The following is a 12,650-nucleotide window of genomic DNA, read 5'->3' on the forward strand; positions in this document are numbered from 1 at the left end:
TTTTTCAGCTAAAAATATAAGCTATTGATTTCTATGAAATTTTAAAAGTTGGCACGCCACCTGCTATATCTCTGACATAACAAGAATAAAAAAACGCGGCAAACCCAATAAAAACAAGACGAAACGACTCTGACATAACAAAAACAACACGGCAGAGACGCAGCTAACAGATTTTTTTGGAGAAGATGTGCTTTTCAGGGTGCTTTCAGGAGCAACCCGCAACCGGGCAGAGAACAATAAAACTACCTTCAGGTAGCTCCCGAATCGGTTGGATCGCCAGGCGAAAAAGCAGGTCAGCGCTCAAAAAAATACGTTTGCTCTTGATCCCGGATGGGGATCGCCAAAAACAGCGGTAAAGGGTCACGGCCACCAAAAACAACAATAGGCCGCCCCTCAATAATAAAAAAAGAGCACGCGACGACAAAATTAAAGGGGAGCTTCGGCTCCCCTTTGTGCTGTCTGGCGTTTGGGGTTTTCTTGTGGGAGCGGGCTTGCTCGCGAAGACGGCGGCATAGCCAACATTTATGTCGCCTGGCACACCGCTTTCGCGAGCAAGCCCGCTCCCACAGGAGATCTTGCTCAGCCGTCGTGATCACTCAATTCTTCGATGCTGATTTCACGCATGCGGAATTTCTGGATCTTGCCGGTCACCGTCATCGGGAATTGCTCGACGAACTTGAAGTGGCGTGGCGTCTTGAAATGAGCGATACGCTCCTTGCACCAGGCCTGCAACTGCGGCGCTGTTACGCTGTGGCCGGGATGGAGCTTGATCCAGGCAACGATTTGCTCACCGTAGCACGAGCAGGGAATGCCGATGACCTGCACGTCCACCATCGCCGGGTGAGTGAAGAAAAATTCCTCCAGCTCACGCGGGTAAATATTCTCTCCACCACGGATGATCATGTCCTTGTTCCGCCCGACGATGCAGACGTAGCCCTGCGCGTCCATGGTCGCCAGGTCGCCGGTGTGCATCCAGCCATCCGGGTCGATGGCCTCGGCCGTGCCCTTGGGGTTGTTCCAATAACCGAGCATCACGCTGTAGCCGCGAGTACACAGTTCGCCGACGGTGCCTTGGGGAACAATCTCACCGGCTTCATCGATGATCTTGCTTTCCAGGTGCGGCTGGGTGCGGCCAACGGTGGTTACCCGCAATTCCAGCTCGTCCGCAGGACCGGTCTGCAGTGACACCGGGCTGGTTTCCGTCATGCCGTAGGCAATCTGCACTTGGGCCATGTGCATCTCGCTGATCACTCGGCGCATCACTTCGATGGGGCAAGTGGCTCCGGCCATGATGCCGGTGCGCAGGCTGGACAAGTCGAACTCGCCGCGCAGGGGTTGATCGAGCATGGCGATGAACATGGTGGGCACGCCGTACAGCGCAGTGGCTTTCTCTTCGGCCACAACCCTTAATGTCAGCAACGGATCGAACGCGTCAGCGGGATAGATCATGGTGCTGCCGTGGGTCATGCAGCCGAGGTTGCCCATGACCATGCCGAAACAATGATAAAGCGGCACCGGGATCACCAGCCGATCGGCGGCGGTCAGGCTCAGGCTTTCGCCGACCATGTAACCGTTATTGAGAATGTTGCGGTGGCTGAGCGTCGCCCCCTTGGGGAAGCCGGTGGTACCCGAGGTGTACTGGATATTCACCGGTTGGTCAAAATGCAGGCTGGCCTGACGCTCGGCCAACTGACCAGGCGTTACCGCCGCGCCCAGGGCCGTCAGTTGCGACCAAGGCAGAAAGCCTGACGGCGGCTGTGGATCGAGACTGATCACACCGCGCAAATCCGGCAACCGCTCGCTGTGCATCTGACCAATCGACTGCTCTGCCAGTTCTGGCACTAGCGCTTGCAGCATCGCATGGTAATCCGACGTCTTGAACGCCCCGGCGCAGACCAGCCATTGGCAACCGGATTGTTTGAGCGCGTATTCCAGCTCTGAGACCCGATAGGCCGGATTGATGTTGACCAGAATCACGCCGATCTTCGCACTGGCAAACTGGCTGATGCACCACTGCGCGCAATTGGGCGCCCACACGCCGAGGCGATCGCCGGTTTTCAAGCCCAGCGCCAACAAGGCCCGCGCATGCAGGTCGACAGCGTCGGCCAGTTGTTGCCAGGTGTAGCGCAGCGATTGATGGCGTACCACCAAGGCCTCGCCATCCGCATAACGAGCGACCGTCTGGTCGAAAGCCTGGCCGATGGTCTGGGCCAGCAAGGCCTTGTCCTGGGCACCATGGGTATAGCTGGACTGCAAATGCGAACCGGATTGATCCATGACGCCCCCTCTTGTCTTTTTTAATGGGTGTATCGGTGAATCTCATAGGCGAAGCGCAGTTACTCTGGCTCAAGTTGACGTTAACGTAAAGCGTGATTGACAGCCGCCCGTCCCAGGCTTACGTTAACGTAAAGGTGAAAACCGCCTCCCGTTCTCCGCACCCGATAAAAAAGCCAAAGGTGTCCCATGAGCTACCCATCCCTGAATTTTGCCCTCGGCGAAACCATCGACATGTTGCGTGACCAGGTACAGGCCTTCGTCAAGGCCGAGCTGGCGCCCCGCGCAGCGCAAATCGATATCGATAACCTGTTTCCCGCCGACATGTGGCGCAAGTTCGGTGACATGGGCCTGCTGGGCATCACCGTACCGGAAGAGTATGGCGGCGCCGGCCTGGGCTATCTGGCCCATGTCGTGGCAATGGAAGAAATCAGCCGCGGATCGGCCTCGGTCGCCCTCTCCTACGGCGCTCACTCCAACCTTTGCGTGAACCAGATCAACCGCAACGGCAATCATGAGCAAAAAACCAAGTATTTGCCCAAGTTGATCAGCGGCGAACACATCGGCGCACTCGCCATGAGCGAGCCCAACGCCGGCTCCGACGTCGTATCGATGAAATTGCGGGCCGACAAGCGTGGCGACCACTACGTCCTCAACGGCAGCAAGACCTGGATCACCAACGGTCCCGATGCCAATACCTATGTGATCTACGCCAAGACCGACCTGGAAAAAGGCGCCCACGGCATCACGGCCTTCATCGTCGAGCGCGACTGGAAGGGCTTCAGCCGCAGCAACAAGTTCGACAAGCTCGGCATGCGCGGCTCCAACACGTGCGAGCTGTTTTTCGATGACGTCGAAGTGCCTGAAGAAAACATCCTTGGCACGCTCAACGGCGGTGTGAAGGTCTTGATGAGCGGCCTCGATTACGAGCGCGTGGTGCTGTCCGGAGGCCCCACCGGCATCATGCAAGCCTGCATGGACTTGATCGTCCCGTACATCCACGACCGCAAGCAGTTCGGCCAAAGCATCGGCGAATTCCAGCTGATCCAGGGCAAAGTCGCCGACATGTACACCCAACTCAACGCCAGTCGCGCCTATTTGTACGCCGTGGCCCAAGCCTGCGAGCGCGGCGAAACCACCCGCAAGGACGCCGCCGGGGTGATCCTCTACAGCGCCGAGCGCGCCACGCAAATGGCCCTCGACGCCATCCAGATCCTGGGCGGCAATGGCTACATCAACGAATTCCCTGCCGGTCGCCTGTTGCGTGACGCCAAGCTGTACGAAATCGGTGCCGGCACCAGCGAGATTCGCCGGATGCTGATCGGCCGCGAACTGTTCAACGAAACCCGCTAACGGAGCTGACCATGGCCACGCTGCACACTCAGCTCAATCCGCGCTCGGCGGAGTTCATCGCCAACCGCGACGCAATGCTCGGACAGGTCGAGGCCCTGCGCACCTTGCTCGGGCAGGTCCGTCAAGGCGGTGGACCCAAGGCCCAGGAACGGCACACGTCGCGGGGTAAATTGCTGCCCCGGGAACGTATCAACCGGCTGCTGGACCCAGGCTCGCCGTTTTTGGAAATCAGCCCGCTGGCGGCCCACGAAGTCTATGGCGAAGACGTGCCGGCGGCCGGCGTGATTGCCGGCATCGGTCGGGTGGAAGGCGTTGAATGCATGATCGTTGCCAACGATGCGACGGTCAAAGGTGGCTCGTATTACCCGTTGACGGTGAAAAAACACCTACGCGCCCAGACCATCGCCCAACAGAACCGCCTGCCCTGCATTTATCTGGTGGACTCCGGCGGTGCCAACCTGCCGCGCCAGGACGAAGTGTTTCCGGACCGCGAGCACTTCGGCCGGATCTTCTTCAACCAGGCCAACATGAGCGCCCAGGGCATCCCGCAGATCGCCGTGGTCATGGGTTCCTGCACCGCCGGTGGCGCTTATGTGCCGGCCATGGCGGATGAGGCAATCATGGTCCGCGAGCAAGCCACCATTTTCCTCGCCGGTCCGCCGCTGGTAAAAGCCGCCACCGGCGAAGTGGTCAGCGCCGAAGACCTGGGCGGTGCCGATGTGCATTGCAAGATCTCCGGCGTCGCCGACCACTACGCTGACAGCGATGAACACGCCCTGGCCCTGGCCCGCCGCAGCGTGGCCAACCTCAACTGGCGCAAGCTCGGTGAAGTGCAGCACCGTACGCCCATCGCCCCGCTGTACGCGAGCGAGGAGCTGTACGGCGTGGTGCCGGCCGATGCGAAGCAGCCGTTCGACGTCCGGGAAGTGATCGCGCGCCTGGTGGACGGCTCGGTGTTCGATGAATTCAAGGCGCTGTTCGGGACGACGCTGGTGTGCGGTTTTGCGCATCTGCATGGCTACCCGGTCGCGATCCTGGCTAACAATGGCATTCTCTTCGCCGAAGCCGCGCAAAAAGGCGCGCACTTCATCGAACTGGCCTGCCAGCGCGGCATCCCGCTGTTGTTCCTGCAAAACATCACCGGCTTCATGGTCGGGCAGAAATACGAAGCCGGCGGTATCGCCAAGCATGGCGCAAAACTGGTTACCGCCGTGGCCTGCGCGCGGGTGCCGAAATTTACGGTCATCATCGGCGGCAGCTTTGGCGCGGGCAACTATGGCATGTGCGGTCGCGCCTATGACCCACGGTTCCTGTGGATGTGGCCGAATGCGCGAATTGGTGTGATGGGTGCCGAACAGGCGGCCGGTGTGCTGGTGCAGGTCAAGCGTGAACAGGCCGAACGCAGCGGTCATCCGTTCAGCGCCGAACAGGAAGCCGAGATCAAGCAACCGATCCTCGACCAGTATGAAAAGCAGGGCCACCCCTACTATTCCAGTGCAAGGTTGTGGGATGACGGCGTCATCGATCCGGCCCAGACCCGCGATGTACTGGGCCTGGCCTTGTCCGCGTCACTGAACGCGCCTATCGAATCGAGCCGCTTCGGCGTGTTCCGGATGTAAACGGGGAATGCCCATGGATAACTTCAACACCCTTGAACTGCTCACCGACCCGCGCGGCTTTGCCACGCTGTGGCTCAGCCGTGAGTCGAAAAACAATGCGTTCAACGCCGAAATGATCCGTGAACTGATCCTGGCGCTGGACCATGTCGGCGGCGACCCGAACCTGCGCTTCCTGTTGATCCGCGGGCGTGGCAAACATTTCAGCGCCGGCGCCGATCTGGCCTGGATGCAGCAATCGGCCGAGCTTGATTATCACACCAACCTCGACGACGCCCGGGAACTGGCGGAACTGATGTACAACCTCGCCAAGCTGAAGATTCCTACGCTGGCCGTCGTCCAGGGCGCGGCATTCGGTGGTGCACTGGGGCTGATCAGCGCCTGTGACATGGCGATTGGCGCCGATGAAGCGCAGTTCTGCCTGTCGGAAGTGCGCATTGGCCTGGCACCGGCGGTGATCAGCCCGTTCGTGGTCCAGGCCATCGGCGAGCGCGCGGCTCGTCGTTATGCCCTGACCGCTGAACGTTTCGGCGGGCAGCGTGCGAAAGACATCGGTTTGCTGTCGGAAAGTTATCCGGCCGAGGCGTTGGACCAGCACGTCGAGCACTGGGTGGAAAATCTTTTGCTCAACAGCCCGGCAGCCATGCGCGCCAGCAAGGAATTGTTGCGTGAAGTGGGCAACGGCGCCCTCACCCCGGCCCTGCGCCGCTACACCGAAAACGCCATCGCCCGCATTCGCGTCAGTCCCGAAGGGCAGGAAGGGCTGCGGGCCTTCCTGCAAAAACGCACGCCGAACTGGCAAGCCGAATCGAATAACAAGGAGCCGCGTCGATGAGCGCCCCTGTCCTTACTACGTTGCTGGTGGCCAACCGCGGCGAAATCGCCTGCCGAGTGATGCGCACCGCCAAGGCCATGGGTCTGACCACCGTGGCCGTGCACAGCGCCACCGACCGCGATGCTCGTCACAGTCGTGAAGCCGATATCCGCGTCGACCTGGGCGGCAGCAAGGCCGCCGATAGCTACCTGCAGATCGACAAGCTGATCGCCGCCGCCCGGGCCAGTGGCGCCCAGGCCATCCACCCTGGCTATGGTTTTCTTTCCGAGAACGCAGGGTTCGCCCGGGCGATTGAAAACGCCGGACTGATCTTTCTCGGCCCGCCCGCCTCGGCCATCGATGCCATGGGCAGCAAATCCGCGGCCAAGGCGTTGATGGAAACCGCCGGCGTGCCGCTGGTGCCCGGTTATCACGGCGAAGCCCAGGATGTGGAGACCTTTCGTGCCGCCGCCGAGCGCATCGGCTATCCGGTGCTGCTCAAGGCCACCGCCGGCGGTGGTGGTAAAGGCATGAAAGTCGTCGAGGATGTCAGCCAACTGGCCGAGGCCCTCGCGTCGGCACAGCGCGAAGCGCAGTCTTCGTTCGGCGACTCGCGGATGCTGGTGGAAAAATACCTGCTCAAGCCGCGCCACGTGGAAATCCAAGTGTTCGCCGATCAGCACGGCAACTGCTTGTACCTCAACGAGCGCGATTGCTCGATCCAGCGCCGTCACCAGAAAGTGGTGGAAGAAGCCCCTGCCCCCGGCCTGACCTCGCAATTGCGCCGTGCAATGGGCGAAGCGGCCGTGCGCGCGGCCCAGGCGATCGGCTATGTCGGGGCAGGTACAGTGGAATTTCTGCTGGATTCGCGGGGCGAGTTTTTCTTCATGGAAATGAACACCCGCTTGCAGGTGGAGCATCCGGTCACCGAAGCGATCACCGGGCTGGACCTGGTGGCCTGGCAGATCCGCGTGGCCCAGGGCGAGCGCTTGCCGATCACTCAGGAGCAAGTGCCGCTGTTGGGGCATGCGATTGAAGTGCGCCTGTATGCCGAAGACCCGGCCAACGATTTCCTGCCGGCTACCGGGCACCTGGCGTTGTACCGCGAATCTGCAGAAGGGCCGGGTCGGCGGGTCGACAGCGGGGTTGAAGAAGGCGACGAGATTTCGCCCTTCTACGACCCGATGCTTGGCAAGCTGATCGCCTGGGGCGAGGACCGTGAGCAGGCACGGCTGCGGCTGCTGGGCATGCTCGACGAATTCGCCATCGGCGGATTGAAGACCAATATCGGTTTCCTGCGACGCATCGTGGCCCACCCCGCTTTTGCAGCAGCAGAACTGGACACAGGATTTATCCCACGCTATCAGACGCAATTGCTGCCAACGCCTGGTGAACTGGATGACGGTTTCTGGCTCGCCGCCGCCCATGGTTTTGCCTTGGGCCTGGCCCCGCATGTCCGGTCCGACGACGCCAATTCGCCCTGGGCCGACAACGGCGGCCTGCGTCTGGGGCTGCCCCGGGAAACCACCCTGCATTTGAGCTGCGAAGGACAGGATCGCGCGCTGACGCTGGACGTTTCTGCCGGTGGTGCGGCGCTCAAGGGCGAACAACTGACAATCGAGCACAATGGCGTGCGCCGCACTCATCGGGCCATTCGCCAAGGCGAAAGCCTGTATCTGCAATGGGAAGGTGACCTGCACCGCGTTGACCCGTACGACCCGTTGGCTGCCGCCGATGCCAGCCACAGCCACCAAGGCGGCCTGAGCGCCCCCATGAACGGCAGCATTGTCCGAGTACTGGTGAGCGTCGGCCAAGCGGTGGAAGCCGGAGCTCAACTGGTGGTGCTGGAGGCGATGAAAATGGAGCACAGCATTCGCGCCCCCAAGGCCGGGACGATCAAGGCGCTGTATTGCCAGGAAGGTGAAATGGTCAGCGAGGGCTGCGCCCTGGTGGCATTCGAAGAATAGGTATCGGCCCGTTCCAAGGGCCGATCCGGTCAGAACCTGATGGTGGCCTGCACGACCACGCCGATGATGCGGCATTGCTCGGTGTACAGGCTTTTCGGGTAGGTGGGATTGAGCGGGACCAGATAATGCTGTCCGCTCTCTTCGATCAATTTGCGAAAGGTCGCGTCGCTGCTGCCGGGCAAGCAGGCGACCACCAGCTTGCCCGGCTCCGCGTCGATGGCCGGATCCACCAGGATCGACATCCCCTCGGGAATGCTCAACCCGCTCGGGGCGGTCATCGCATCGCCCACGACCACCAGCCAGAATGCGTCCCCGCGGGCGTGATAGTCCGTCAGCTCATATCGCGTCGGGCTGTAGGCGTCGGGGTCGCCCTCGCGAACGTCGCCAACCTGGTGCCATTCACTGACCGGGTAGCGGAAGTACGGGTTGTACTTCTGCGCCAGCGCCATACCTTCGTCCGTGGACGTATCCGGCTCCTGAATCACCATCGCCACTTCGAGAAATTCCAGTCCCAGCTCCCGCAGGACTCGATTCATGTCGTCGACACTGGGTTGCCGGCGCTTGGTCAGCCAATGGCCGACGCCGCCCTGGGACATACCCAACCGTTCTGCGAGCACCACTTGCGTGATGTGCAGCTCCTTCATCTTGGCCTTGACCAACTCTATCCATTTATCCATGTGCGGCACGATACGTCCCTGGCTCCGGCCATCAAAACACATATTGTAGTATTTAAATTGTCGTCACAATTACGATAAGTACTATTCTGGACTCAGGATTCAAGCCCCGACACGGAGAAACTCGACACCATGGAAACGCCTAATAAAAACCAACCCAACCCGCCTTCCGACGGCGCGTATCAGTCGTTTCAGGATTGCCCGGCGGCCCAGCGCGCCCTCGATTACTACTTGAAACCAAGTGTTTCAGACGCACCGACGGAACACCGTTTCTTCGACGTGAACCGCAACATCAGTGCAGAAGAAGCCCTGGTCCACGCATGCGACCTGCTGCGCTGCGCGGCGGCGACTGCCCACGAATCCGCCAACCAGTTGAATGGATCGAACCGCGACCTGGCGTTTTCGGTGGTGCATATGATCGATCTGGTCAAGGTGATGCTTGACCGATCCCTGGATGGCTACCCTACTCGCTAGGCGTAACGCTTGGGACGTGCCGCGAACGCGGACGAACGAAAGAAATTTTTTAATCGATGCGATAAAACCATTTGACTTGCAAATGATAATGATTATTATTGCACCAACTGGTCGCGAGATCAGTCGATAGGCCAGAAGACCTTAGGTCGGACTTCTGGAATATCTCCTCATCAGGCTAATCACGGTTTTTGACCCGGCTTTTTGCCGGGTCTTTTTTTGCCGATTTTTCGGCTTATGGCTTCAGGCTAATGAAGTCTTTGGGTGTCGCTCATTCGATGGCGGCGATGATATCAAATCAATATCCCTTTTCAAGACTTCGGGTCGCCGGACCGGCAAAACTATCGACAGCCAGCACTTGAGAATCAATTGCCGACTCTCTAAGCTGGCTTCGCGTCCAGGGAGGACGCCCCCTTCTCTTTCGTGATGCAAATCGTCCCGATATTTCCTTTCTTGCGTGTAAAGTAACGGCCATGAAAATCCTTTCCAGGAATCGTGACCGTGGCTAAATCTTCGTTTGATATCAACGCCAATTTCGACAGCGGCAATATTGAAATCGTCGACATCAGCAACCCGTTGCAGTCGCTGCTCAAGATCAGGCCCGATACCCGCAGTGCCCATTTCCAATGGTTTCACTTCAAGGCCAGCGGCTTGCATGTGGGCCAGGAATATTCCTTTCGCCTGCTCAATGCCAGCCAATCGTCCTACAACAAGGCCTGGACCGGCTACCAGACCGTTGCTTCCTACGATCACGTCAACTGGTTCCGCATCCCTACACAGTTTGAGGGCGACGCGCTGCGCTTTCACTTGGAAGCGGAACAACCCCACGCCTGGTTCGCTTATTTCGAACCGTATAGCCGTGGCCGCCACGATTGGCTGATCGAGCAGGCAGGTCATAAGGCCGGCACCGAACTCCTCGCCGTCGGTAAAAGCGTGGAAGGCCGTGACATCCAATTGTTGCGCAAGGGCAGCGGTGCCGAAGGCCGGCGTAAAATCTGGATCATCGCCCAACAACATCCCGGCGAGCACATGGCCGAGTGGTTCATGGAAGGCGTGATCGAACGCTTGCAACAACAGGATGATCCGCAGCTGAACCGACTGCTTGCCAAAGCCGATCTGTACCTGGTGCCAAACGTGAACCCGGACGGTGCCTTCCATGGGCATCTGCGGACCAACGCCATGGGCCAGGACCTCAATCGTGCCTGGCAGAACGCCAGTCCGGAAATCAGCCCCGAGGTCTTTTTCGTCCAGCAGCAAATGGAAAAGTATGGCGTTGATCTGTTCCTCGACGCCCATGGCGATGAGGAGATTCCCCACGTCTTCACCGCCGGTTGTGAAGGCAACCCGGGCTATACGCCGCGTATCGCCGAGCTCGAAGAACGTTTTCGCAGCCACCTCAAGCATCAGACCAAAGACTTCCAGACCACTCACGGCTACACCCGCGACGCACCGGGCCAGGCCAACATGACCCTGGCCTGCAACGCGGTCGGCCAGAAATACGATTGCCTGTCCCTGACGCTGGAAATGCCCTTCAAGGACCACGACGATCACCCGAACCCGCGTACCGGCTGGTCCGGCAAACGCTCGATGCAGCTGGGCAAGGATGTGTTGAGCACCATCGCGGACATGGTCGACGAATTGCGCTGACCCAGCAGCCGCCCCCGTGGCGAGGGAACCTGCTCCCTCGCCACGGATTCGTGCCTCAGCCTTTGCCCCGCAGCATACTGTCCAACACCTCATCCCGACGCACCCACGCGTGAAACAACGCCGCCGCCAGGTGCAACAGCACGGTCAAGAACAATAAATAAGCCAGATACCCATGGGCCTTGCGCAGCAGTGCGAAGGTCTGGGCGTGGGCCGGCAGGATCGAGGGCAGTTGCAGCCCATTGCCAAGCGTCACCGGGTCCCCCGCCGCTGAAATCATGGCCCAACCCAGTAGCGGCAGAATCAGCATCAATGCGTACAGCAACACATGCGAAGCCTTTGCCGCCAGCACCTGCCAGCCCGGCAGATCGGCCGGCAGCGGCGGTTGTCGGGTACTGAAGCGCACCACCAGGCGCACGACTACCAGCAGCAGGATCGCGATGCCCAGGGGCTTGTGCAACTGCAGCAACCATTCATGACGCTCGGACACCGAGGCGACCATGCCCGCGCCGATAAACAGCATGGCGATGATCATCAATGCCATCAGCCAATGCAGCAGCCGCGCCAGCGGTACGAAGTGACGGGGGGCGCTCATGGGCGGGACTCCTGGGTGGCGGGCAATGGGTGCACTTCGCTGGTACGCCGCAGATAGGAACTGGCGTACGCGGCAGACCGGGCGGCCAACAGCGGGTCTTGGGAACCTTCGATTCCGTTGGGCAGGATCAACGGGTCATAGTTGATATCGCGGCAATCGCCGTTGTCCTGTGGCTGGGTGCGCTCCAGCACCAGCGTGCCAGCGTTGAGCACCTTGCGATCGGCGGGCCAGGCCTTGCTGGCATCGTTTACCGGATCACCTGGATTGGCGAGGGTGATGTTCAACTGCCAGCGCAATGGCCCGGCGGCGAGACGCTTGACCAAATCCTGCTCCAGGAAATCCGCCCCCTGGGGTGGCGCTGCATCCGCGGCGTCCTGACTCATCGGTACCACGCCCCAGCGCACTGCCTGGCGCTGCCCCGCTGGGTTGATCAGGTAAAACGCATTGATGCCGTTATAGGTTTCGGTGGCATAGCTGGCTGACGGCTTGGCGGTCTTGATCCACTGCAGGAACGGCACGGCTTCCGGGTGAGCGGCAAAAAACGCCGGTACGGCCGCAGGGTCGGGTTTGCCCGTGGCGGGAAGCGGCGACTGGGCCTGCTGGAGTTGGTAGAACGCCTCGGGCGTGCCCACCGGAAACACCGGCATGCTATTCATGCCGGTACGCCACTGCTGGCCGTCGGCCTGGGTAAAACGCAGCGCCAGGCTGCGGATCGGGACACTGCTGTCAGGGGCGTAGGGATTACCGCTGGGCAAGGCGAAACGTCCAACCACGGGCGTGCGCGACGGTTTGAACACCTGGGCGCTGGAATAGGCGCCGGCCTCGCCACTGCCTTCGAAATAGCCGGCGACACAGACGCCCTTGGAATGATTGCGCCGGAATCCCGGGTGAACCCCGTTGTTTTTCTCCAGGACATTAACCAACGCATCAGGTGTCAGCCGCTGCGGGTCGAGCGTGCCGTTGACATAGGCAAATGCCCCCGCCAGCCCGGCCACCACCACAGCGATGGCGGCCAGGCGAACTGTCAACTGGGCGGCACTCAAGGGTCGCCGACGCGGCGGGGATGAAGGGTCAACCATGACGAAGCTCCAAGGCTCAAGGCCATCTTTGGAAAGGATCCGTCAGACGCATACCCGATGGCTTTATTCCCACATCCCGTATTTATTTTTCCTGCGCTGGAATAATCTCGTTCACGGCTCGTCTTTCCAGTCCCGGCGCAGTGACAGCCCAACGAAGCCACAC

At 60.3% G+C, this 12,650-nt stretch carries 10 protein-coding genes; 6 read left to right on the forward strand and 4 right to left on the reverse strand.

Annotation, left to right across the window (positions count from 1 at the left end):
• Nucleotides 1–579 precede the first annotated feature (579 nt).
• Nucleotides 580–2,277 carry an AMP-binding protein gene (locus AD663_RS16990; protein ID WP_053214200.1) on the reverse strand — a complete coding sequence of 566 codons (1,698 nt, stop codon included), beginning with the start codon at nucleotides 2,275–2,277 and terminating at the stop codon, nucleotides 580–582.
• A 186-nt stretch (nucleotides 2,278–2,463) separates the two neighbouring features.
• Between AD663_RS16990 and AD663_RS16995 the strand changes: the two genes are divergently transcribed.
• The 4 genes from AD663_RS16995 to AD663_RS17010 are packed head-to-tail and all read left to right on the forward strand — an operon-like array spanning nucleotide 2,464 to nucleotide 8,024.
• Complete coding sequence (locus tag AD663_RS16995) at nucleotides 2,464–3,627, forward strand: isovaleryl-CoA dehydrogenase (RefSeq protein ID WP_003183110.1); 1,164 nt, start codon at nucleotides 2,464–2,466, stop codon at nucleotides 3,625–3,627.
• Nucleotides 3,628–3,638: 11 nt separating this feature from the next.
• Nucleotides 3,639–5,246 carry a carboxyl transferase domain-containing protein gene (locus tag AD663_RS17000; RefSeq protein WP_053214201.1) on the forward strand — a complete coding sequence of 536 codons (1,608 nt, stop codon included), beginning with the start codon at nucleotides 3,639–3,641 and terminating at the stop codon, nucleotides 5,244–5,246.
• Between the two features lie 13 nt (nucleotides 5,247–5,259).
• Complete coding sequence (locus AD663_RS17005) at nucleotides 5,260–6,078, forward strand: gamma-carboxygeranoyl-CoA hydratase (RefSeq protein WP_033046130.1); 819 nt, start codon at nucleotides 5,260–5,262, stop codon at nucleotides 6,076–6,078.
• Nucleotides 6,075–8,024, forward strand: coding sequence for an acetyl/propionyl/methylcrotonyl-CoA carboxylase subunit alpha (locus AD663_RS17010; protein ID WP_053214202.1), 1,950 nt, complete (start codon nucleotides 6,075–6,077; stop codon nucleotides 8,022–8,024). The genes AD663_RS17005 and AD663_RS17010 overlap by 4 nt, the downstream gene beginning before the upstream one ends.
• 29 nt (nucleotides 8,025–8,053) lie before the next feature.
• Here the strand turns inward: AD663_RS17010 and AD663_RS17015 are convergent, their stop codons facing one another.
• Complete coding sequence (locus AD663_RS17015; protein ID WP_053214203.1) at nucleotides 8,054–8,701, reverse strand: LexA family transcriptional regulator; 648 nt, start codon at nucleotides 8,699–8,701, stop codon at nucleotides 8,054–8,056.
• Nucleotides 8,702–8,830: 129 nt separating this feature from the next.
• On the opposite strand from AD663_RS17015, the gene AD663_RS17020 reads away from it, so the two are divergent.
• Entirely contained in the window at nucleotides 8,831–9,172 is a 342-nt protein-coding gene (locus tag AD663_RS17020) for a DUF6124 family protein (protein WP_003183122.1), read from the forward strand.
• 492 nt (nucleotides 9,173–9,664) lie between these two features.
• Nucleotides 9,665–10,816, forward strand: coding sequence for a M14-type cytosolic carboxypeptidase (locus AD663_RS17025; RefSeq protein ID WP_053214204.1), 1,152 nt, complete (start codon nucleotides 9,665–9,667; stop codon nucleotides 10,814–10,816).
• Between the two features lie 55 nt (nucleotides 10,817–10,871).
• Here the strand turns inward: AD663_RS17025 and AD663_RS17030 are convergent, their stop codons facing one another.
• Both AD663_RS17030 and AD663_RS17035 read right to left on the reverse strand, forming a co-directional pair.
• Nucleotides 10,872–11,408 carry a cytochrome b gene (locus AD663_RS17030; protein WP_003183126.1) on the reverse strand — a complete coding sequence of 179 codons (537 nt, stop codon included), beginning with the start codon at nucleotides 11,406–11,408 and terminating at the stop codon, nucleotides 10,872–10,874.
• A complete protein-coding gene (locus AD663_RS17035; protein ID WP_003183129.1) occupies nucleotides 11,405–12,487 on the reverse strand; it encodes a catalase family peroxidase in 1,083 nt (360 codons plus the stop codon). The genes AD663_RS17030 and AD663_RS17035 overlap by 4 nt, the downstream gene beginning before the upstream one ends.
• Nucleotides 12,488–12,650 lie beyond the last annotated feature (163 nt).

Origin of the sequence: Pseudomonas sp. Q12-87, from assembly GCF_001269755.1 — a bacterium.
Taxonomy (GTDB): domain Bacteria; phylum Pseudomonadota; class Gammaproteobacteria; order Pseudomonadales; family Pseudomonadaceae; genus Aquipseudomonas; species Aquipseudomonas fluorescens_S.

Bases quoted from the DNA above. Each gene is read 5' to 3' on its own strand.
- AD663_RS16990 (WP_053214200.1), bottom strand. From the start codon at position 2,277: ATGGATCAATCCGGTTCGCATTTGCAGTCCAGCTATACCCATGGTGCC.
- AD663_RS16995 (WP_003183110.1), top strand. From the start codon at position 2,464: ATGAGCTACCCATCCCTGAATTTTGCCCTCGGCGAAACCATCGACATG.
- AD663_RS17000 (WP_053214201.1), top strand. From the start codon at position 3,639: ATGGCCACGCTGCACACTCAGCTCAATCCGCGCTCGGCGGAGTTCATC.
- AD663_RS17005 (WP_033046130.1), top strand. From the start codon at position 5,260: ATGGATAACTTCAACACCCTTGAACTGCTCACCGACCCGCGCGGCTTT.
- AD663_RS17010 (WP_053214202.1), top strand. From the start codon at position 6,075: ATGAGCGCCCCTGTCCTTACTACGTTGCTGGTGGCCAACCGCGGCGAA.
- AD663_RS17015 (WP_053214203.1), bottom strand. From the start codon at position 8,701: ATGGATAAATGGATAGAGTTGGTCAAGGCCAAGATGAAGGAGCTGCAC.
- AD663_RS17020 (WP_003183122.1), top strand. From the start codon at position 8,831: ATGGAAACGCCTAATAAAAACCAACCCAACCCGCCTTCCGACGGCGCG.
- AD663_RS17030 (WP_003183126.1), bottom strand. From the start codon at position 11,408: ATGAGCGCCCCCCGTCACTTCGTACCGCTGGCGCGGCTGCTGCATTGG.
- AD663_RS17035 (WP_003183129.1), bottom strand. From the start codon at position 12,487: ATGGTTGACCCTTCATCCCCGCCGCGTCGGCGACCCTTGAGTGCCGCC.